The 21,836-nt window shown below is 66.3% G+C and carries 19 protein-coding genes; 9 read left to right on the plus strand and 10 right to left on the minus strand.

Annotated features, from left to right (window positions below; translation table 11 throughout):
- Nucleotides 1–19 precede the first annotated feature (19 nt).
- Entirely contained in the window at nucleotides 20–1,405 is a 1,386-nt protein-coding gene (locus CH256_RS13795; protein WP_032394396.1) for a class II 3-deoxy-7-phosphoheptulonate synthase, read from the plus strand.
- On the opposite strand, the gene pknB is transcribed toward CH256_RS13795, so the two are convergent.
- Nucleotides 1,406–3,388, minus strand: a complete 1,983-nt coding sequence (pknB, locus tag CH256_RS13800; RefSeq protein WP_094669891.1) for a Stk1 family PASTA domain-containing Ser/Thr kinase — start codon at nucleotides 3,386–3,388, stop codon at nucleotides 1,406–1,408.
- Nucleotides 3,389–3,573: 185 nt separating this feature from the next.
- Between pknB and CH256_RS13805 the strand changes: the two genes are divergently transcribed.
- On the plus strand, nucleotides 3,574–3,945 hold the full coding sequence (locus CH256_RS13805) for an Rv2175c family DNA-binding protein (RefSeq protein ID WP_068052028.1): 372 nt from the start codon (nucleotides 3,574–3,576) through the stop codon (nucleotides 3,943–3,945).
- Here the strand turns inward: CH256_RS13805 and CH256_RS13810 are convergent.
- The 4 genes from CH256_RS13810 to CH256_RS13825 all read right to left on the minus strand — a co-directional run bounded on the left by CH256_RS13810 (nucleotide 3,942) and on the right by CH256_RS13825 (nucleotide 9,373).
- The gene (locus CH256_RS13810; protein WP_068052046.1) at nucleotides 3,942–4,907 is read right to left on the minus strand and encodes a phytoene/squalene synthase family protein; all 966 of its coding nucleotides are present in this window, start codon (nucleotides 4,905–4,907) and stop codon (nucleotides 3,942–3,944) included. The two genes, CH256_RS13805 and CH256_RS13810, sit on opposite strands and share 4 nt — an antisense overlap.
- 11 nt (nucleotides 4,908–4,918) lie before the next feature.
- Nucleotides 4,919–6,562 (minus strand): alpha-(1->6)-mannopyranosyltransferase A, encoded by a 1,644-nt coding sequence (locus tag CH256_RS13815; protein WP_094640129.1) that lies wholly within the window; start codon nucleotides 6,560–6,562, stop codon nucleotides 4,919–4,921.
- Nucleotides 6,563–6,719: 157 nt separating this feature from the next.
- Nucleotides 6,720–8,303: a phytoene desaturase family protein gene (gene crtI / locus CH256_RS13820; RefSeq protein WP_179272104.1), complete on the minus strand. Its 1,584-nt coding sequence runs from the start codon at nucleotides 8,301–8,303 to the stop codon at nucleotides 6,720–6,722.
- A gap of 11 nt (nucleotides 8,304–8,314) precedes the next feature.
- Entirely contained in the window at nucleotides 8,315–9,373 is a 1,059-nt protein-coding gene (locus CH256_RS13825; RefSeq protein WP_068052016.1) for a polyprenyl synthetase family protein, read from the minus strand.
- A 248-nt stretch (nucleotides 9,374–9,621) separates the two neighbouring features.
- On the opposite strand from CH256_RS13825, the gene metF reads away from it, so the two are divergent.
- A complete protein-coding gene (gene metF / locus CH256_RS13830) occupies nucleotides 9,622–10,548 on the plus strand; it encodes a methylenetetrahydrofolate reductase [NAD(P)H] (RefSeq protein ID WP_068052013.1) in 927 nt (308 codons plus the stop codon).
- 6 nt (nucleotides 10,549–10,554) lie between these two features.
- On the opposite strand, the gene CH256_RS13835 is transcribed toward metF, so the two are convergent.
- The 5 genes from CH256_RS13835 to CH256_RS13855 are packed head-to-tail and all read right to left on the minus strand — an operon-like array spanning nucleotide 10,555 to nucleotide 15,572.
- A complete protein-coding gene (locus CH256_RS13835) occupies nucleotides 10,555–11,724 on the minus strand; it encodes a glycosyltransferase (RefSeq protein ID WP_231893931.1) in 1,170 nt (389 codons plus the stop codon).
- Nucleotides 11,721–12,476 carry an LppM family (lipo)protein gene (locus CH256_RS13840; RefSeq protein ID WP_179272105.1) on the minus strand — a complete coding sequence of 252 codons (756 nt, stop codon included), beginning with the start codon at nucleotides 12,474–12,476 and terminating at the stop codon, nucleotides 11,721–11,723. Before CH256_RS13840 ends, CH256_RS13835 begins: the two co-directional genes overlap by 4 nt.
- 27 nt (nucleotides 12,477–12,503) lie before the next feature.
- Nucleotides 12,504–13,346: a carotenoid biosynthesis protein gene (locus CH256_RS13845; protein ID WP_094640127.1), complete on the minus strand. Its 843-nt coding sequence runs from the start codon at nucleotides 13,344–13,346 to the stop codon at nucleotides 12,504–12,506.
- The gene (locus tag CH256_RS13850; RefSeq protein ID WP_094669863.1) at nucleotides 13,343–14,950 is read right to left on the minus strand and encodes a phytoene desaturase family protein; all 1,608 of its coding nucleotides are present in this window, start codon (nucleotides 14,948–14,950) and stop codon (nucleotides 13,343–13,345) included. Before CH256_RS13850 ends, CH256_RS13845 begins: the two co-directional genes overlap by 4 nt.
- Nucleotides 14,951–14,954: 4 nt before the next feature.
- Nucleotides 14,955–15,572 carry a GNAT family N-acetyltransferase gene (locus CH256_RS13855; protein ID WP_094669894.1) on the minus strand — a complete coding sequence of 206 codons (618 nt, stop codon included), beginning with the start codon at nucleotides 15,570–15,572 and terminating at the stop codon, nucleotides 14,955–14,957.
- A gap of 196 nt (nucleotides 15,573–15,768) precedes the next feature.
- Here CH256_RS13855 and CH256_RS13860 point away from each other — a divergent pair, with 196 nt between their 5' ends.
- From CH256_RS13860 to CH256_RS13890, 6 genes are all read left to right on the plus strand, one after another.
- Nucleotides 15,769–16,224, plus strand: coding sequence for an SAV_6107 family HEPN domain-containing protein (locus CH256_RS13860; RefSeq protein ID WP_094669864.1), 456 nt, complete (start codon nucleotides 15,769–15,771; stop codon nucleotides 16,222–16,224).
- 227 nt (nucleotides 16,225–16,451) lie between these two features.
- Nucleotides 16,452–16,889 (plus strand): DUF3040 domain-containing protein, encoded by a 438-nt coding sequence (locus tag CH256_RS13865; protein WP_068051986.1) that lies wholly within the window; start codon nucleotides 16,452–16,454, stop codon nucleotides 16,887–16,889.
- Nucleotides 16,890–17,399: 510 nt separating this feature from the next.
- A complete protein-coding gene (mraZ, locus tag CH256_RS13875) occupies nucleotides 17,400–17,831 on the plus strand; it encodes a division/cell wall cluster transcriptional repressor MraZ (protein ID WP_027497352.1) in 432 nt (143 codons plus the stop codon).
- A gap of 220 nt (nucleotides 17,832–18,051) precedes the next feature.
- Entirely contained in the window at nucleotides 18,052–19,083 is a 1,032-nt protein-coding gene (rsmH, locus tag CH256_RS13880; protein WP_256989438.1) for a 16S rRNA (cytosine(1402)-N(4))-methyltransferase RsmH, read from the plus strand.
- Nucleotides 19,080–19,907 (plus strand): hypothetical protein, encoded by an 828-nt coding sequence (locus CH256_RS13885; protein ID WP_231893930.1) that lies wholly within the window; start codon nucleotides 19,080–19,082, stop codon nucleotides 19,905–19,907. Before rsmH ends, CH256_RS13885 begins: the two co-directional genes overlap by 4 nt.
- Nucleotides 19,904–21,760 carry a peptidoglycan D,D-transpeptidase FtsI family protein gene (locus CH256_RS13890; protein ID WP_068051974.1) on the plus strand — a complete coding sequence of 619 codons (1,857 nt, stop codon included), beginning with the start codon at nucleotides 19,904–19,906 and terminating at the stop codon, nucleotides 21,758–21,760. The genes CH256_RS13885 and CH256_RS13890 overlap by 4 nt, the downstream gene beginning before the upstream one ends.
- Nucleotides 21,761–21,836: the final 76 nt, after the last annotated feature.

Below are 21,836 nucleotides of genomic sequence, written 5' to 3' on the forward strand. Positions count from 1 at the left end.
GTGCGAATATCCTGTAGCGGTGAACTGGACTGTCGACGTACCCATCGATCGCTTGCCCGACCTGCCGCCGTTGTCGCCGACGCTGCGCTCTCGATTGGACGATGCGTTGGCCAAGCCGGCTGCGCAGCAACCGCAGTGGGATCCCGAGCATGCTGCCGACATGCGCAAGGTGCTCGAGAGCGTGCCACCGATCACCGTCGCCGGTGAGGTGGAGGCGTTGTCGGACAAGCTCGCGGCCGTCGCCCGAGGCGAGGCCTTCCTGCTGCAGGGTGGCGATTGCGCCGAGACGTTCGTCGACAACACCGAGCCGCACATCAAGGGCAACATCCGCACGCTGCTGCAGATGGCTGTGGTGCTCACCTACGGCGCGAGCATGCCGGTGGTCAAGGTCGCCCGTATCGCCGGTCAGTACGCCAAGCCGCGGTCGTCGAACATCGACGCGCTCGGTCTGCAGTCCTACCGCGGCGACATGATCAACTCGCTCGTCGCCGACGAGAGCGTCCGCGGCCACGATCCGTCACGACTGGTGCGCGCGTACGCCAATGCCAGCGCGGCGATGAACCTGGTCCGCGCACTCACCGGTGCAGGGATGGCGGATCTGCACAAGGTGCACGACTGGAACCGCGAGTTCGTCGCCCAGTCGCCCGCCGGTGCGCGCTACGAGGCGCTCGCGGGGGAGATCGATCGCGGCCTGCGCTTCATGGATGCCTGCGGCGTCTCCGACCCGAACCTGCACACCGCGCAGATCTTCGCCAGCCACGAAGCGCTCGTTCTCGACTACGAGCGTGCGATGCTGCGCCTGGACAACACCGACGATCACCCCAAGCTGTACGACCTGTCCGCGCACTTCCTGTGGATCGGCGACCGCACCCGCCAGCTCGACGGGGCGCACATCGCGCTGGCCGAGCTGATCTCCAACCCGATCGGTCTTAAGATCGGGCCCACGACCACGCCCGAGATGGCCGTCGAGTACGTCGAGCGCCTCGACCCGACCAACAAGCCGGGACGTCTGACGCTGATCTCACGCATGGGCAACGGCAAGGTTCGCGACATCCTGCCCGCCATCATCGAGAAGGTTCAGGCCACCGGCCACCAGGTCATCTGGCAGTGCGATCCGATGCACGGCAACACTCACGAGGCCTCGACCGGCTACAAGACGCGCCACTTCGACCGCATCGTCGACGAGGTCCAGGGATTCTTCGAGGTGCACAACGGCCTCGGAACGCATCCGGGCGGAATTCACGTCGAACTGACCGGCGACAACGTCACCGAGTGCCTCGGCGGTGCCCAGGACATCTCGGACCTGGACCTCGCCGGCCGGTACGAGACCGCCTGCGACCCGCGTCTGAACACGCAGCAGAGCATCGAACTGGCATTCCTGGTCGCCGAGATGCTCCGCGACTGATCAGGGTAGCGAGACGACCATGACCTCGGAGCCCGGTTCCACCCGAGAACCGGCTCCGGGGCTCTGGGTGATGATCAGCGACCCGTCGGTGTCCACCACCTGACGGACGTCGATCGTCAGGCCCAACGTCTCGACAGCGGTCCGGGCCGAGCCGACCGAGCGACCCAGCAGCGACGGCACGGTGACGGCGTTGGACACCTCGAGCGCAGCGGTGGTCCCGGATCGCACCGTCTGCCCGGCCTCCGGCGTCGTCCCTATCGCCCTGCCGCCGTCGGTGTCCTCGTCGAAGGTCTCCCGAACCTCGCCGACGGTGATGCCCACCGATTCCAGCGTTGTCCTGGCCTGGTCGACGCTCTGCCCGCGTACGTCGGGTACCTCGACCGGCGGTGCCCCCTTGCTGCGCAGCACCGTGACCGAGCTTCCCGTGGTCAGTACGGTGCCGGGCGGCGGGTCCAGGGCTGCGACGCCGCCGATCGGAGCGGACGTGCTGAAGGCCTCGCCGCCGTCGACGGGCGTGAACGTTCGGTCTCGCAGTTGCTGCTCCATGTCGTCGACGGATGCGCTCGTGTCGATCGAGGGAACGGTGGGGCGTCCCAGTGACACCAACAGAGACACCGTGTCGCCCTTGGCGATTCGCGATCCGCCGGTGGGGTCGGTGCCGATGAGAAGGTCGGTGTCCACCGAGTCGGAGTAGGTTCCGCGCACCGCGGCTTCGAGACCGGCGGCTTCCACGGCACTGGTGGCACCGGTGGTGTCGAGCCCGTCCACCATCGGGACTGCGGTGTAGCGACCCGAGCCCATCCACCATCCGCCGAAGCCGACCAACACCGCGAGCAGGGCGACGACGAGGAGCCAGATGACGATCGCTCGGCGCGAGCGCTGGCGGTCGGCGTCGAAATCGGGGAACTCGTAGTGCCGCCTGCCGGTCGGGGGTGGTCCGGCGGGCGGCACCTCGGCGATGTCCTGGCCGTGGTCGATGCCCCGCGCTGTGGGCGAGGTGACCACCCTGGTGTGCTGCACCCCGTGTTGCGGAGGTGGCGGCGGCGAAGTGTCCACGACCTGGGTGCGAGCGGACGGCGGACGGTTGCCCGCGACCGTTGTCGGTGCTCCGGCTGCGGCCGAGCTCAGGTGCTCGGCCGAGCGCTTGGGTGCCGGCACTCGGTACTCGGGCAGCGCCAGCGCCGACGCGGCCGCGCGCAGGGCCCGGGCCATGTCGTCGGCATTGCGGTACCGATTTTCCGGGGCGCGGACGGTGGCACGCTGGACCACCTCGTCGAACTGCGGGGGGACGCCTGCGATGAGGGTGGAGGGGAGCGGTACGTCGTTGTCGATGCGCTGGTAGGCGATGGACAGCGAGGTGTCGCCGGTGAACGGCGTGCGTCCGGTCAGCAGCTCGAACAACACGACACCGACGCCGTAGACATCGCTGCTAGCGGACGCGGAACCGGTGGTGACCTGCTCGGGAGACAGGTACGCGGCGGTGCCCAGAATCACACTGCTCGACGTCACGGTGGAGGCCGCTATGGCTCGGACGAGTCCGAAGTCCGCGATCTTCACGTCACCGTCGTCGCTGATCAGGATGTTCTCGGGCTTGATGTCGCGGTGCACCAGACCGGCTCGGTGGGCTACGGCGAGGGCGTCGAGGACCGGCCGGATGACGGCCGCTGCAGCATGCGGAGGCATCGGTCCACGCTCGCGCAGCAGCTCACGCAGAGTTCCGCCCTCGACGAGTTCCATGACGAGGAAGGCGTGTTCGCCGTCTCGACCGTGGTCGTAGACGGCGACGAGGCCCGGGTGACTGAGCCTGGCCACTGCCCGTGCCTCGAACTCGAAGCGCTGGACGAACTGTGGGTCCTCGGCGAACTTCGGGTCCATGATCTTCACCGCCACGGGGCGGTCGAGCCTGGTGTCGAGTCCGCGGTAGACCGTCGACATACCGCCGCGCGCGATCGGTGCGTCTATTCGGTATCGACGATCGAGCATCGAACCCGGTATCACCGAACCTCCCCTCGTCGTCCACTGGTCTTCCGGCGTTCGACGCCGGATGCTGAAGTCGATCGTATCGGTGCAGGAGATGCCGACCGACGATCGTGGCTCGTGTGTTCGTCCTGCTGGGCCGACTGTCACGCTTTTGATGTCTGGATGCCGGACCCGTTAACGTTACCTGCGTGAGTGCCATTCCCTATGCCGACGATGTGCTCGATCCGTCGGTGTCCGTGCTGCAGTTCGCCGACGTCGCGAAGATTCTCGACGTTCCCAAGACCCGCGTCGAGCAGCTGATTCGAGATCGGCAGCTGCTGGCGCTGAAGCGTTCGCGTGTGCCCGGTGTTCCCGAGCAGTTCCTCGACACCGACAAGGGCACCATCGTCAAGGGCCTGCCGGGTCTGCTGGCCGTGCTGCACGACGGCGGTTACGAGGACGAGGAAATCCTGCGGTGGCTGTTCACCGAGGACGAGAGCTTGCCCGGTGCACCCGTCGCTGCTCTGCACGGCGACCTGATGCGCGAAGTGATCAGGCGAGCTCAGGCAATGGCCTTCTAGCGAATCGTTGCGCGCTTGAAGCCGGTGACGGCGAACTGCGGAAGCGCGATGCGAGCTCGGGTCCACTGCGGCACCGTCGCGCGTTGCGAGAGCACGCGGTAGCCCTGTGACTCGACCTCTGCGAGTATGCGGCCGTACAGGATCGATGCCGTGCGCATCGACGGTCGCACTCGCGGATCCAGCATCTCGATACCCGCGTCGGACGTGCGGTAGATCGAGCGGGTGACGGCGATCAGGTGCGCGAGGGCCCTGGTCACCCTGGCGTCGACATTTCCCGTGGTGCGGCACCACCGGAGCAGTTCTTCGTCGACACCGAACGCAGCGAGTTCGTCGGTGGGTAGGTAGATGCGGTCGCGATCGAGGTCCTCACCCATGTCTCGGATGAAGTTGGTGAGCTGGAACGCCTCGCCGAGGGCTGCGGCGGGAGGCTCGGCCTCCGACCGCTCGACGACGGTTCCCAGGATCGGCAACATCTGCAGTCCGATGACCGCAGCGGAGCCGTACATGTACTCGCGCAGCTGCTCCATCGTCCGGTAGCGCGAGACGAACATCGGACTCCCCGGAATGTCCATCCGCATCGAGTGCATGAACGCGTAGAAATAGTCGTGCGGAATGTCGTAGCGCCCCACGGTGTCGCACAACGCGCTCAACACTCGATCGGACACGCTCTCGGACAACGGTTTTCCGGCCAAGGCGTCGCGCACCCGGGACTCGATCACGTCGAGTTCGACGATGCGTCTGGCATTGAGTTCGTCAGATCCCACGGAGATGTCGGTGCCCTCGAGGTCCACGATGTCGTCGACCATCCGGGCGAACCCGTACAACGCATGCACGCCTGCGCGCTTGTCGGTGGGGAGCAGGCGAGTGGCGAGGAAATACGTCTTGCCGTGCTGGGCGTTGAGTTCGCGACAGATGCGGTATGCCTCGTGCAGCTCCGGATCGATCCCGTCCAGTTCTTTCATCACGCGAGCCTTCATGACGTGGATTCGTCTCCGGTCGGTTCCGTTGCTGGGGTCTTGGGTGCGTTCGGCACGGCACGGTGTTGCCTGGATCGGTCCGATCGTAGACGCAGCGGATCGACGCGCGTCAGAGACAGAGCTGCGACGACCGCGGCGAAGACCGCCAGTGCGACGTGTCCGAGGGTGTAGAGGCCGATCGATCCGTCGGGTTGGAAGACGAGCATGAGCCACGTCGACAGACCCGTCAGGATCATCAGGGTGGTGCGCGAGAGTGCGAAGCCTGCGGCGACAGCCAGTGGCCACGAGTAGTACCAGGGCAGGGCCGCGGGGGAGAGGACGACGGTGGCGACCAGGGCGATCAGAATGCCCTTGACCGCGTCGCGTTCGGATCTGCGGCCCAACCACCAGGCGACCGCTAGCACGACGACCAGCGCGATGGCGCACAGCAGGCGGGTGACGTCGAGAACGGGTCCGAGGCGTAGATCGAGGAACCACGACGTGCTGACGGTCACCAGGTGAGCCAGGATCGTGGGAAGCGAGAGCCAGTTGATGATCTTGGCCGATCCGGAAAGCGCGGTCAGCCAACCGATTCCGACTCCGGCGATCACCGACGCCACGGCGAACACAGCAACGAAGACGGCGGCTCCGATGCCCGCGGTCTTGACGAACGCCAGGGCGGGCGGCATCGGGGTTCGCCCCTCGGCCCGCGCCTTCTCTCGCAGATGGAGCATCCAGATCCACACCAGGAAGGGCAGCGCCAGGCCTGCTGTGGCCTTGATCGCCACCGCGATCGCGACCAGTGCGATGCCGCCCACGTGTCGGTGTTCGAGCGTCAGCACGATCCCTGCGGTCATCAGGCCCACCATGAGCAACTCGTTGTGCACTCCGCCGATCAGGTGGATCAGGACGAGAGGGTTGAGGACGGCGAGCCACACCGCGGTGGTCGCGCGGCCGCCGAGGTGTTTCGCCAGCCGCGGAACCGCCCACATCATCAGTGCCAGGCCGGGCAGCATCGTCAGGCGCAGCAGCATGGTCCCGGCGATGACGTTGTCGCCGGTCAGGCTGGTGATTCCGCGACCGAGCAGCAGGAACAGCGGGCCGTACGGGGCGGTGGTGGTGGTCCAGACGTTGCTGACGTTGTCCAGCAGAACTCCTGGATTGGCAACGGGGCCAACGGCATACGGGTCGAATCCGTCGCGGAGCAGAGCGCCCTGGGCCAGGTAGGAGTACGCATCGCGGCTGAACATCGGCACCGACAGCAGTAGCGGAGCGGTCCATGCCGGGACGATCCAGCGCAGTTCGCCCACCGTGGTGCGGCCGTGCAGGGTTGCGCGCCCGAGCCGAACCCACGCGGTGATCATCAGCAGTACGCCGACCCAGACGATGATGGTGGAGAGTACGAATCCGTGACCGAATCGCAGCCACGACAGGTGCATCTCCTCGAGCAACGGATCGCGTCGGCGCACACTGCCCGCGCCGAACCCGCCGAACACGATGCAGACGGCACCGACCACACCGAGTATCGCTGCCTTGCCCTCGGGACTGCGCAGGAAATTGCCGGTTGCGGTCAGTCTGGACGGTCGTCGCGCAGCCGAGGGTGGGGTGCCGCCGTCCGACGATCGATCCTCGGAGGTGGAGTGCGACGAGATCGAAGACATTGCCGCCTGCTCCTCCTCTGCAACGAGTTGTGGGTCGAGATGTGTACGTCGGCCGATGGTTCTCGCCGATCACCGAACGATCATGGTCGCAGCAATGAGCGCGACCGGCAAACGATCGCGCTCAGCTTAGTTGGTCGACGCAGTGAATCGAACGAACCTACCGGCCCGTGCGCCCTGTCACCCGCTGCGCGGCGAGCTTTCCCGACACCAGAACCGTGGGGACGCCCACTCCAGGAGTCGTGCCCGAGCCGGCGAGAACCACGTTGTCGAGCCCGGCGACCATGTTCTTGCGTCGGAACGGTCCGGTCTGCCTGAACACGTGGGCGGACGAGAACGGAGAACCCTCGATCATGCCCTTCTGCGCCCAGGTCTCGGGTGTGTCGATGTGGTCGAGCGTGAATCCGTCGAGCAGACCCTTGTATCCGCGAGCCTCCAGAGTCGTCAGGACCTCGTTCAGATACGGCTGCGCCAGCTCGCCCCACGGCAGTGGAGCGCTGTCGAGATTGGGGCACGGTGCGAGGATCGACACCGGTTCGCTGCGTACTCCGCCGCGCACCACTTCGAGATCGGGATCGCTCACCGACGGTCGGGTGATCAGCAGGGACGGATCGGCCATCAACGATCCCTTGCCCGATCGCGCGGTGATGCGGCGGAAGGTCTCGGCCCATTCGTCGCCGAAGTCGATGGTGTGGTGAGCGCGGGCGGGCCACGTCTCCGTCAGCTCGACGGGAACGGTTCCGTGCGCGACGACCGCCGACGGTGAGACCACGCCGTATCCGTTCCGTCGGCCCTTCTTCGACACCGACGCCCTGTCGAGGAGTCGATCGACGACGGGCAGGTCTGCGGTGAGAACGAGTGCGTCGCAGGCGATTCGACCACCGGCTGCGGTGATCACGGAGTCGGCCCGACCCCGGTCGACGGTGATGTCGACGATCTCGGTGCCGAGTTCGAGCGTGCCGCCTGCGGTGACGAACGCGTCGGCCATGGCCTTGGCGATGGCCGCCATCCCTCCCTCGGGGAAGAACACTCCGAGGGAGGTGTCCATGTGCGCGATGGCTCCGTAGACCGCCAGGGCCTTCTGGGGTGCCATGCCTGCGTAGAGCGCCTGGAACGTGAAGACGCGGCGTAGGCGGGTGTCCTTCAGGAACTTGTCGACGCGGGGCCCGAGGCGGCCGAAGCCGCCCAGTTTCGTGAGTGTCGCGGTGTCGGAGATCGCAGCTTTCGATCCCACGAGGTCGAGCGGTGAATCGAAGTTCGAGTCGATGAAGCGGTCGAACTCGGCGTCGAAGATGTCGGCGAGCCAGCGTCGCAGTTCGCGGTATCCCTGCGCCTCGGCGGGGCCGCAGGTGCGTTCCACCTCGGCCGCCATGGCCTCGGGATCGGAGTAGACGTCGATGGACGTGCCGTCGGCGTAGCGCGTGTGATAGGACGGCGACAGGGCCGTCAGCCGAATCGGCGGCGTGGTCGACTCGAAGTCGGCGCCCACGGCGGCGAGTGCCTCGAGCACCAGGTTCGGCATCGTCAACACGCTTGCACCGTTGTCGATGTCGTAGAGGTGCGATCCGTCGGTGTCCGACACCGGGTACACCCCGACGCGGCCGCCCACGGTCTCGTCACACTCGACGAGCGTGACTTTTCTGCCCGCTCCCAGTAGGTGCAGACCGGCGGCGAGGCCTGACAATCCGGCTCCCACGACGACGACGGAGTCGGTGGTGCCGGAGACCGTGCGGATCGAAGACATGGCGCTCTCTTTCAGTACTGCCGTTGGATGGCGGCGGTTGCCATGGCGCGCAGGTGCGCGGCAGCGACCGGTTCGATCGAACTGTTGTCGAGGGCTGCGACGGCCCGGGTCCCGAGGTCGTCGATCTGTTTCTCGACCGCGTCCACTGCGCCGAGTTCGACGAGAATGGACCGGATGTCGGCCACTTCGTCGGCGTCGAGTTCGGTCCCGAGGCTGGCCCTGATCGTGGCTGCGTGATCCGGCCTCGTCTCGTCCGCCTTCTGCAGTGCCAGCGCGATCAGGACGGTGCGTTTGCCCTCGGTGATGTCGTCGCCGGACGGTTTGCCGGTCACCTCGGGATCGCCGAACACTCCGAGGAGGTCGTCGCGCAGCTGGAACGCGATTCCGATGTCCGCACCGAAGTTGCGGTAGGCCGAGATCAGGTTCTCGTCGGCATCGGCGAGGACCGCCCCGAGATGAAGCGGCCGCTCGACTGTGTACGCGGCGGTCTTGTAGCGGTTGACGCGCATTGCCGCCGCAACGCTCTCGTCGGTGCCTGCCTCGGCTTCGATGTCGAGCAACTGACCGCCGAGAACCTCCGTGCGCATCGCCGACCACACCGGCTGGACTCGCCGCGCGGCATCGGCGTCGATACCCGACTCGCGCAGTAGATCGTCGGCCCAGCACAGAGCGAGATCGCCGACCAGTATCGCTGCCGATTCACCGAAATGGTCCGCACAGCCGGTCCAGCCCGCGTCCCGGTGCCGTTGGGCGAAGCCGACGTGCACGGTCGGGAAACCGCGTCGCGTGCTGGACGAGTCGATGATGTCGTCGTGGATCAGAGCGCAGGCCTGGATCAGTTCGAGCGCCGAACACGCCCGCAGCACTGCCTCGGCGCGGGCACCGGTGGATTCTCCGCCTGCACCGAGCCACGCAGTCCAGGCGAACGCGGGGCGCATGCGTTTGCCGCCGCGAAGCACGAACGCCTCGAGATCGGCCACGGCATCGGGGTAGCCGCCGCCGACGGTGTCCACGACACCTCGGCGCGAGGCGAAGAACTCGGCGAGAGTCGCGTCGACTGCCGAACGCATCGCCTTCGGGTCGTTCGCGGCGACGGGGGCGTCGGCTACGGGTGAAGAAAAGTCTCCGGACAGGACGATCCTCCAAGGTTGCTGTGAATTGCGTGGATTCCGGTTCCCACAGTAATAGCCGCGCACACCCTGGGTTGACGTGCAGAGAACATCTCTCGTCCGGGAGGCCTCACAGGCGTCGGTGGGGCGCAACCTATGATCTTCGGGTGAGCGAAGAATCCGTCAGGGGGCGGTCGAGTCGAGGATTCGTGACGAGAACACCGTCCATCGTCGACCGGCTACGGACAGAACCCGAGGCCAGGATCCCGTTCTCGGTGGAGTTCTCGCCTCCACGAGACGCGGCGGCCGAAGCCAGGCTGTGGCGAGCGGTTCGTGAGTTCGAACAACTTCAGCCCGCATTCGTGTCGATGACCTACGGCGCAGGCGGCTCGACCCGCGATCGAACGGTGCGCGTCACCGGGCAGATCGCCGAGGAGACCACCCTCCTCCCTGTGGCGCATCTCACTGCCGTCTCGCACAGTGTGGACGAGCTGCGATCGATGGTCGGGTCGTACGCGGACCGCGGCATCACCAACATTCTCGTACTGCGAGGAGATCCCCCCGGAGATCCACTCGGCGACTGGGAGAAGCATCCGGACGGAGTCGAGTACGCCGAGGAGCTGGTCCGGTTGGTACGTGATCTCGGCGACTTCCACGTCGGCGTGGCGTCGTTCCCCGAAGGTCACCACCGCGCCGCCGACCTCGAGCAGGACACCCGGTGCCTGGTCGGCAAGTTGCGGGCGGGTGCCGAGTACTCGATCACTCAGATGTTCTTCGATGTGGACGACTACCTGCGCCTGCGGGACCGCGTGAGTGCGTTCGACGCCGAGCAGGGTGCCAAGCCGATCATTCCCGAGATCATGCCCATCACCTCACTTCGTTCGGTTCGGCGGATGCTCGAGCTCTCGGGCACAACGCTTCCGTCGCACCTGGACGAGAAGTTCACTCGCGCAGCAGGATCCGGTCCCGAAGAGGACCGCGCCGCCGTCCGAGAGGTGGGCATCGAACTCGCCACGAACATCGGTGAGCGCCTGATCTCCGAGGGCGCGCCCGGATTGCACTTCATCACCCTGAACTTCGCGCGCGCGACGCGTGAGGTGTTGAGCAATCTGGGGCTCGCGGCCGCACGAGTGTGAGACGGGTCAGGGCTCGCGGCGCGGCATCGGACGCGACTTCCACGACAGCGAGCCACGACGCCTGCGCACGTGGGATTCCGCGACGAGGCCGACGAACGCGAGAATCGACACCGGGTGCAGCGCAGCATCGACTGCGTCGACCACCCCGAACCGCGATCCCACCTCGCTCCGCCGGGTGGACATCCGAGACACCGTTCCGGCGAGATACCCGGCGAGGCCGAGGCGACGTGTGACACCCGAGGACGTGAGCGCGGTGATCGGGGGCAGTACGTACACTGCCGTCAGTGCCAGGGCCGCCGCAGCCGAACCGGCCGGTCCACCGAACTCGCTCCACAACCACCGGCTGTAGCCGGACCGCAACTCCGCGGCCGATCGGTACATCCGGCATCGGACGAACCCCGCACCCGACGCCACCGCCGTCGAGAATCCCCGTCGACGGAGAGCGCGTGCCAGATCCAGGTCCTCGGTTGCGCTCGCCGCCACGCAGCTGTGGCCCCCGATGGCGCGATAGGCGGCGGCGTCGAAGGCCATGAACTGCCCGCAGGCGACCGCCATCGACGGTGCGAGAGTGGCGTTGCCCAGAGGTACCGGAAGCGTGGACATCCACGACCAGGCGAGCAGCGGCTGGACGAGTCGCTCGACGGTGCTCTCGGCAAGTTGCTCCGGCCACGGGCACAGCAGGGAGGCGCCGCGCCGTCGCAGTACCCGGGCCGCTGCCGCCACCGCCTCCGGTTCGAGTCGCACATCGGCATCGACGAACACGATCAGCGACGTCATCGGGTCGTCCTCGTCGGCCAGTCTGGCGAGCTCGGCGCACGCTGCGGCCTTGCCGGTCCAGCCGGCCGGGGGAGCGACACCGGAGGTCACGACGCGAATCCTCGGGTCACCGTCCGCAGCCGCACGGGCAGCGGACGCCGTTCCGTCGGTCGAATCGTCGTCGAGGACGATCACGCGCAGGTTTGTGCACGATCGTTGCCGCGTGAGGTCGCCGATCAGCGCAGGCAGCGTCGCAACCTCGTTGCGGGCGGGAATGCAGACGACGACGCGCTCGGTGACGTCGTGGTCCGGGGAGCGCAGGCTCGGCATGAACCGAGAGTTGAACACGGAGACCGCGGCCGACGCTGTCGCGAGGACGCTTGCCGTCGCCGTCGTGCGCGCGAGCAGGCGGGCTCTCACACAGACGTTCTGTCGGTGGAGCTTCCGGAGTCGGTGTTGCGCGACCCGCGGCCCCGCAACGGTGGGTTGCGCGACACCCATGCCATGGCCCCGACGATGGCCGCGACGCCGACGGTCACGCCGCCCACGATGCCGGCCCAGCCGGCGAAGCTGCGGGTGTTGGGATCGGGATAGTTGACCTCGGCGCGCAGCGAGGTGACCTCGCCCGCAGGCAACTTCCACGAGATCGAGTTGTCGCTCTCGCGGGTGCCGTTGGTGGTGCCGATGCGGGCCGGGAACGCGATGGTGAACTGTACGTCCGAGCCCTGCACCGGAACGGAGGAAAGATCGGCGTTGCCTGCCAGAGTGACGGTGTCACCCGAGCGCTGCAGCGTCAGCTGGAACGATCCGGCCGCGTTCTGGAAGATCGAGCCGAGGGTCTGCACGTCGCCGAACGACAGATCGTCGAAGATGGCCTGCGACCCGACGTATCCGTCCTGGTTGTACGGCTCGACGCGAACCTTGTCCTCGATCGAGGAGGGCACCACCAGTTCCGGGCCGGTGTCGAAGTCCGATGTCGGCACGCTGGCAGCCACGATCTGACCCGCGACGCGGTCGTTCGCCGACACGCCCATCGTGACCTGCACACGCAGGCAACCGGCCAGCATCGGCGCGACCAGCAGCGCCAGCGCGACCACCGAGAGAACGCGGCGGCGGTGGGTTCGATGAGATGTTCGCGATGTCGACTGCACAGCGACATCGTGCCAGGACATCGAGGTGATGTCAGTCGGCAGGGGTTGTCAGCGAGGCGTGTCGGTACCGGAGCGATCGACGGCCGCACGCGGTCCGGCCCCGAGTGGTCGGTCGCGACGGGCAATCCACACCAGGGGGATGCCGACGAGGCCCATGACGACGAACCCGTACACCGCCGAGTATCGGAGTTCCGGACCGTCGAGGAACACCGCGTGCGCGAGCGCCGACCCCAGCCACGTCCACAGGAACAACCCGATGGGCACCGCGTCGTCGGATGGCTGTGGGCGACCGACGGCGCGGTCGAGCGATTCCATCACCGCGGCCATCAGGGTGGCCACCACCAGCCAGCCGAGGTAGTTGGTGAGCGGAATCGACGGCACCCCGGGCAGCCCGGCGGAACCGGCAGTCCAGGTCCACTGTCCGTCGGTGACCATCTGCGGATCGAGATACAGGTCCCAACCGACCATCCCCACCGCGACCGCCACGATTCGGAGTGCGGTGGCGCGTACCTGCGTCGTATCGAGACGGCGAACGACGAAGGTCACGGCACACCAGATCGGATAGAACCCGGCCGTCCACGCCAGGGGAACCACGACAGGCACCTCGAACAGGCTCGGGCCCAAGCGATTCTGCGCGTAGAAGTATTCGCCGAACGGGATGCCGGTGGCCGTGCCGACGAGTTCGGACGCGAACCCGGTACCTGCGGTCACGACGACGAGAATGGTGGCCCATACGATGCCGCGATTGAGTGCCGCGTGCAGGATCGACGCGAGCGCGAGCAGGGCCACCACCGCCACCGTCACCACGTCTCTGGTCGATCCCGACACCAAGGGGTAGAGGATCTGGCAGCCCACGGCAGCGGCAGCCACGACGATCGGCGCAACCTTCATAGCCGTTTCCTTCCGAAGAACGTGCGACGGCGGGCGGCGCGGGCGTCGGCGATCGCGATCCGCGCCGCCGAACGACCACTGGCCGCTGTGACCCCTCCGCCGGGATGGGTCGATGCGCCGGTGAGATAGAGCCCGTCTGCACCGGGGACCCGATGTCCGGCCAGTTGAGGATGCGGTCGCCACATCATCATCTGGTCCAGCGACATGTCCAGATGCATGATGTTGCCTCCGACCAGACCGAGCTCCCGCTCGATGTCGGGTGGCGACTGAACGAACCGATCCAGCACCGATCCTGCGAAACCGGGTGCGTATCGGTCCAGTTCGGCCACGATCCGATCCGCCTCGAACTCGGCCAACGAGCGCTCGCCGGGAACATCCGATCGCCACTGTCTGCCGTCGGCGAGGGTGTGGGGATGCCACTGCGACCACAGAGAGATCTGGTGCTGTCCCGGCGGCGCGATGGTGGGATCGAGCGCGCTGAAGGACATCCCCAGCACAGCCGGGGTGGGCGGCAGATCGCCTGCCAGCGCGTGCCCGTGTGCCAACCGCAGTTGGCTGCGGTCGCGTACCAGCAGCGCCAGACCGTGGGTGCCTTCCTCGATCCGGTCCGCGCTCGGGAACGTCGGAAGGGCGTCGGTGGCCAGTCTGACCGCGGTACCGATCCCGGGCCCCACCCGAATGGTGCTGCGCCACCGCGCGAGCTGCGCCGAGTCGTGGCCGCCGGCTGCCAGCAGGTCGAGGGTGGTCACGATGTGGCAACCGGCCACGACGATGCGGCTGTCGATCTCCCGTCCCGACGCGGTCCTGGTGGTCCAGCCGTGTGGGCGGCGTACGAGCGAGGTCACGGCGTCGCCGAGCGTCAGTTCGGCGCCGTCGCGCTGTAGCCGAGCGATCATCGCCTCGGTCAGCGCGCCGCTACCGCCGACGGCGCGGCCCGGCGGAAGGGTGTGCATGAGGGCAGCGAAGCCGACCATCGGTGCGGTACCCGGCTCGGACATCGGCGGACCCGACTGTGCGCCGAACCACGCGAGTGCGGCCTTGAGTCGTTCGCTCGAGAACATCTCGTCCAGCAGGGAATCGCCGGTGGCCAGGAATTCCCGCGAGAGCATGCTGCCGCCGTCGGGCGCGCCGAGGCCCCAGAAGGATCGGAGCAGTTTCGCCCCGGTTGGTGGTCCGCCGAACGCACGCATGGTGCGTTCGCTGCGGGGACCCCAGACGGAGACGAAGGTGCGGTAGGCGCGTGCGTCGGCTGTGCCGCAGGCAGCGGCGATGGAGTCGCAGGTTCGGTCGAGATCGCGGTGGAAGACGATGCCGCGTTCGTCGGTGCCGACGGCCCCAGGCGCGAACGCCCAGGGATCGCAGTCGATATAGCGCAGACCGAAGTCGGCGAGTCCGAGCTCCTCGATGATGCCGGTGTGACGAATCATGATGTGCGCCGACGAACCACGGTCCACACGGTGGCCGGGAAAGCGTTCCACCGTCGACACCGCGCCACCGGCAACGGAGTCGCGCTCGAGAACCTCGACCGACATGCCGGCGTCGGTCAGGTAACAGGCAGAGGTCAGGGCATTGTGGCCGGAGCCCACCACCACAGCATCGATCACACCCTCAGGCTACTGGCCCGTCGAGAGGCAACCGGCGGCCCAGGACTGCGAAGGGGCGTCGGTCACCGGCGAACGTGAAGTCGCGTAGTACGTCCGCGAAGCCGAGCCGCCGGTACAGCCGCCAGGCTCGATTGTCCTCCTCCGATACCTCGGGTGTGGACAACATCACGTTCTGCGCGGAAACGCCGTCGAGCAGACGGCTGCACAGCCGTCCGCCGAGGCCGTGCCCCTGAGCGCTCGGCAGGACGTGCAACTCGGTGAGCTCGAAGTAGTCGTCGAGCGTGGCCTCGACGTTCTGTGGGGAATGCCCCTTGCGTCGCAAACCGTCGCGAACCTGTTGATGCCACCACTGGTGCGCGGCACCGTCGTAGCCGTATGCCACGGCGACCAGGGAATCGGGTTGTGTCGGGTCGGTGTTCGGGAGCAGTGCACCGACTGCTCGCCAGCCCGGCCGGTGCAGATGTTCGCTCCACATCGGTGCTCTGCTCTGTTCGGTTCCACGCGGATAGCCCATGGCCTCGACGTAGATGGACAGTGCCTCGAACAGCCGCTGGCGGAATTCCGGGGGCGTCAGATCGACCAGGTACGGCGTTGTCTGCGCATCGGTGACGACTGTTCTCAACCTTTCTTCGGAAACTTGTCGGTGGGCACAGCTATATTGAATGTGTCGAACGGGTGTTCGACAATCGGGGCCGAGTGCGCCGGTGGTTCCGGCTCGGATCCTCGAGTCGGATTCTCCGGAGTTCGACTGTAAGGCTTCGCCACGGTTCCGGCCGCGCCAGGTGCGCGCCGGAGATTCGAACTGGAGGTGTTCGAGTATGACGATCACGAAGGCATTCGATGCCGGAGTGCGGTCGCCGGTGTCGCGTCAGGCTCAGGTTCTGTTGGGTCGAGCGGATGCTCTGCTGTCCGAGTCCATCGGGGAGAGCAATGCCGCAGATCGATTTCTCGGCAGCTACGCCGCCGCACTGAAAGGCGCGGCAGCGGTGCTCGCGTCGTTGCCGAACTCGATCGGAGCGCGTCCTCGTTCACGCAGCGCGTGGGTGTTGATGGCGAAGGCGGCACCGGAACTCGCAGTCTGGGCCGACTACTTCGCGTCCTTCTCGGCCACCCGGGCTGCAGTCGAGGCCGGTGCGTCGAGCACGATCGACGATCTCGATGCCGACGATTTCCAGCGGCACGTCGGTCGTTTTCTGAACTCCGTCGAGGATCGACTCGGCGGGCAGGGGCGTTTCGCGTCCGTCGACCCGATGACCGCACCCTTGTCGGCGTAGCTCACACAGCTGGACGTCAGCCGACAATCGCCACGTCATGCGGTGTTCGCACGGAGTTTTCGGGACGTGCGTCTCGAAAACTTCGGTGTTTCTCAGGAACACATCGACCGAGTAGGTGGTAAGCGGCCGATTCAGCTCGTATCATCGACAACAGGTAGCCGCCAAGGTCAGCTTCCCGTCGTTTCGTAACCGAAATGACCTTCAATATCTGTGCAGGGGGAGGTACCGTGCCACTCTCCGAGCACGAGCAGCGCATGCTCGATCAGATCGAGAGCGCTCTCTACGCCGAGGATCCCAAATTCGCGTCTCATGTGAGGGGCGGTCGCGTACGCGCGGCGTCGAGCAGGAGGCGCTTTCAGGCTGCCGCGCTGTTCGTAGTGGGACTCGTGTTGCTCGTCGCCGGTGTTGCACTGTCGACGAACAGTTTGGCTTTTCTCGTCGTCAGTCTCATCGGCTTTTTGTTGATGTTCGGTGCCGGGGCACTGTTCCTGTTCGGCGGTTCCAGCAAGGGAGCCGCAGCGTCGCAGGACGAAGGCAGCACAGCCAACGATGCTGCCGAGACGTCCGGGCGTTCTACCGGACAGAAATCGAAGGGTGGTCGCAAGGGCGGCAGCTTCACCTCTCGCATGGAAGATCGGTTCCGTAAGAGGTTCGAGCAGGACTGAATCGACCGGGTTACATCGAACCGGCTCGTCTCGACAACTCCACGCGTCGACGTAGAACAGCATCTCACCCTCGGGTGAGGTGCTGTTGTCGTTTTCTGCCCGCGAACAGACGCCGCAGAATTGCCTGCAGCCCTCCGCTCCGCGTCGAGGGCCGGCTCGAACACTCCCGCGCACGGGAGTTCTGGGATCCCTCCCCGACACTCCCCACTTTCACCCACATTCCCCACTTCTCCCCACCAAGGCCCCACTGAAGGGCTGAGATCTGCGTCCAACCGCCACACCCGACGTCGAGGTGCTGCTCAGACGGCTGCAGTGGTGGACCCAAGGGCCGTCGCTCCCGAATCGAACCGGCGATATCACCCGCGGCATCGCTGCCGAAGCAGCCGATCTTGTGCTTGCTGAGCTGCATGAATGTCATTTTGGCCAAAGTTTTCCGGCTGTGGATGGTTCGAAGTGGGGGAGAGTGGGGTAAAGTGGTCCGCAGCGCAGAGTCGAGGCTGGAGGTGGCGAGTGTTTCTCGGTACCTACACGCCGAAGCTCGACGACAAGGGTCGACTCACGTTGCCGGCCAAGTTTCGGGACGCGCTTGCAGGAGGGGTCATGGTGAGCAAGGGGCAGGATTTCAGCCTCGCTGTCTACACCGCGGCCGACTTCGCGGAGCGCTCTCGGAAATTGACGGCGGCTTCTCGTGCCAACCCCAAAGCCCGTGCTTACGTTCGCCAGTTCTTCTCGGGAACCGACGAACAGCGGCCGGACGGACAGGGTCGAATCACCATCAGTCCCGAGCATCGCCGGTACGCGGGGCTCGAACGAAACTGCGTGGTGATCGGTTCGATGGACTTCATCGAGATCTGGAACGACGAAGCGTGGGCGCGCTACTCCGCCGAGAACGAACAGGATTTCTCCGACGCTTTCGACGAGTCCCTCGGAGGGATCTTGTAGCCCGAACCAGGTCGCCTGCGAGTGCAGCGAGGCCTCTGCCCGATCAGAACCCTGACGTTCTTCCCCAACGCCAGGTTTCGCAGATCAGGACCCTGACGTTCTTCCCCAACGCCAGGTTCCCTATCGGACAGGGACCTCGATGCATTCGCGTCGGCTTCGGTGGGCGACCCGCACGGCCCGGACCCGGGCGAGAAGTACGTACGCGCGACCGGGAGGAACCATGACGGAGGGCACCGGACCGGACGACATCGAGTCGTCCGCCGACCGACCCCACCGTCGATCCGCAGGCCCGCTCCACGTTCCGGTTCGACTCGAACGAGCCGACGAACTGCTCGGACCCGCACTCGGCTCCACCGGCGGTACTCGCGTCATGATCGACGCAACACTCGGCCTCGGTGGTCACGCCGAGCATTTCCTGCGGACCTACCCGCACCTGCACCTCATCGGACTCGACCGGGATCCCGATGCGCTCGTGCTGGCCGGAGCCCGTTTGGCTCCCTTTGCCGATCGAATCACGTTGGTGCACACGACCTACGACGGCATCGCCGAAGCGCTCGACGAGGCCGGTCTGCCTGCTGTCGGGTCCGTTCACGCGATTCTGTTCGACCTCGGAGTGTCGTCCATGCAGTTGGACGAGTCCGATCGCGGATTCGCCTACTCCGTGGACGCCCCGCTGGACATGCGAATGAATCCGACCGTGGGAATCACCGCCGCAGACGTCCTCAACACGTACTCGCACGGCGACATCGCACGGGTCCTCAGCACGTACGGCGAGGAACGGTTCGCCGGCAAGATCGCTTCCGCTGTACTGCGACGCCGAGAACACACGCCGTTCACCACGAGTGGCCCGTTGGTCGAATTGCTCTATGCCGCAATTCCGGCCGCGACCCGGCGCACCGGCGGACACCCTGCCAAGCGCACCTTCCAGGCACTTCGCATCGAGGTCAACGGTGAACTGGATTCGTTGAAGGCGGCGGTACCTGCCGGGCTCGACGCATTGGCTGTCGGCGGCCGGGTCGTCTTCATGTCGTATCAATCGCTCGAAGACCGAGTTGTCAAGCAGGAGTTGGCACCTCGGATCAAGTCCCGCAGTCCCGAGGGGCTGCCGGTCGAGCTTCCAGGAATGGGTCCGGAGTTCCGGCTCCTGACCAGAGGTGCCGAGCGTGCCTCGGATTCAGAAATAGACGACAACCCACGTTCGGCTCCGGTGAGATTGCGCGCCGCCGAACGGATTGCAAGGAGAGCGGAATGACGGTTCCAGGCACAACCGTTGGAACACAACGCAATCGGGTTCCAGCACCGAGGAACAGGGTCGCTCCGCAGGCTCCACTCTCGCGACCCGAGCGTACGAGCAAGGGTGGTGGACGATCCGGCGCTGCACTTCGCGCATACGAGCGCAGGCAGCAGCGTGCGTCGATCCACACCTCGGATTCTGCGCGTGGTTCCGGGGCCGGTGCACGGCCTTCGCTCAACGGAAGTGCTATCGCCGCGCGAATCCCGTTCGTCGCCTTGATCATCGGCCTGCTTGCCATCGGTCTCGGTCTGACGTTGCTCCTGACCACTCGGTCCGCAGGAGACTCCTACGATCTCAGCGCCGCCAAGGCCGTCAACGCCGAACTCGCTCAGCAGCGGGCGTCGTTGCAGCGTGATGTGGAGTTGGCGGAATCGGCTCCGGAGTTGGCGCGCAAGGCCGCCGAGCTCGGGATGGTCCCGGCGAAGAACTCCGCGCGTCTGATCGTCGCTCCGGACGGCGGTGTCCAGGTCGTCGGTACTCCGGCTCCGGCCGACGGTGCGCCGGTGGCGCCGCTCGATCCGGTACCGGCCGCGTCCGCAGGCGAGGGCACCGTCGCGAATCCGAGCACGCAGTCATCGCAGCAGCAGACCCCGCGAAGCGCGTCTCAGCCCAACCGAACCTCGGGCACGATCGACACCCGCGCCGCCACGCCGAATTCGAGCAATGGAGCTGGAAACACCGCGCTTGCTGAACAATTGGTTCCCATGAGCATCCCCTCGCTCGAAACACCTTCGGTCGAAGCCCCCGAGTCCACCGGCGAAGCATCGGGTGGCGGGCAGTGACCAGGCCGTCGCCTGCTCCACGCCGTCGGCCACCGAGCCGAAAGCGTCTCGACTCGTCCACCTTTCGGTTCCGTCACGGCACCGGTCGCGTTCTGATGTATGTGGCGCTCGCCGTCGCGGCGGCACAGTTGCTGTGGATTCAGGGATTCGATGCGCCGAGGTTGTCGGCCGAGTCGGCGTCGCAACGCACCACAACTCTCGTCGATCCGGCGATGCGTGGATCCATCCTGGACCGCAACGGCAATCCGATCGCCTTCACGATGGAGGCCAAAGCGCTGACGTTCCAACCGGTTCGGGTTCGCAAGGAACTCGACGAGGCGAGGGCGAAGGACCCCACCGAGCCGGAGACCGAGCAGTACCTCGAGGACATCGCGGCCCGCATCCACAGCGATCTCGGCGATGTGATCAGCGAGAAGGACCTGCTCGCGAAGCTGAAGAGCAACGACGAATTCACCTACCTCGCCCGCGGTGTGGACGCCACCGTGGCGTCGAAGATCAGCAAGGATTTCAAGCAGGTCGGACTCGAGCGTCAGGACATCCGTGAGTACCCGGGCGGATCGCTGGCCGGGAACATCGTCGGTGCCACCGGATGGGACGGACACGGTCTGCTCGGTCTGGAGGATTCGCTCGACGCGACCCTGGCCGGAACCGACGGTTCGCAGACCTACGACCGCGGATCCGACGGTGCCGTCATTCCAGGAAGCTGGCGGGACAAGCAGCCGGCGGTCAACGGTTCGAGTGTCGAACTGACCATCGACGCAGATCTGCAGTACTACGTGCAACAGCAGGTGCAGTTGGCGAAGGACCTGTCGGGAGCGAAGAACGCCTCGGCGTACGTGCAGGATTCGCACACCGGCGAGGTGCTAGCCATGTCGAACGACAACACCTTCAACCCCGGTATCGGGGTCGGCAACAACGAGCGCACCAAGGAAATGGGCAATCTGCCCGTCACCACGCCGTTCGAGCCCGGTTCGGTGAACAAGATCATCACCGCGGCCGCAGCCATCGAGTACGGACTCACCACACCCGACGAGGTGCTGCAGGTACCGGGCAGCATCTTCATGTCCGGCGTGTCGGTCAAGGACGCATGGGACCACGGCGTCGTGCCGTACACGACGACCGGGGTGTTCGGTAAGTCCTCCAACGTCGGCACCCTCATGCTGGCGCAGCGCGTCGGTGAGGATCGCTACGCGGACATGCTCACCAAGTTCGGTCTCGGCCAACGCAGCGACGTCGGTCTGCCCGGCGAGAGCGCGGGAAATGTCCCGAGCCGTGATCAGTGGTCGGGTGGAACGTTCGCCAACCTCCCCATCGGTCAGGGCCTGTCCATGACGCTGTTGCAGATGACCGGGATGTATCAGGCCATCGCCAACGACGGGGTTCGCATCCCGCCGCGGATCGTCGAAGCGACAGTGGACGCCAACGGTCAGCGAACCGAGACCCAGCAGCCCGACGGGGTGTACGTGGTCAGTCCCGATACCGCGAAGACCGTCCGCAACATGTTCCGATCCGTCACCCAGGACGACACCGGGAACCAGCGCGGTACCGGAGTGGCCGCGGGGGTCGAGGGATACCAGATCAGCGGCAAGACAGGTACGGCTCAGCAGGTCGATCCCGAGTGCAAGTGCTACTCGAACTCGAACTACTGGATCACGTTCGCCGGCATCGCGCCCGCCGACGATCCCCGCTACGTGATCGGGATCATGCTCGACGCCCCGACCCGCAGCGCCGACGGTTCGGGCGGCCAGTCGGCAGCACCGCTGTTCCACAACATCGCCAGCTGGATGCTGCAGCGCGACAGCGTGCCGATGTCCGCGGACCCCGGACCCAAGCTGGTTCTGCAGGCGGACTGAGATCCCGACCCGCCAGTCCTCGTAGTCGGGGCGGCGACATCACGATCCCGGACGCCGGTAATCTGACACATCGGCT

Origin of the sequence: Rhodococcus sp. 05-2254-6, assembly GCF_002258565.1 — a bacterium.
Classification (GTDB): domain Bacteria; phylum Actinomycetota; class Actinomycetes; order Mycobacteriales; family Mycobacteriaceae; genus Rhodococcoides.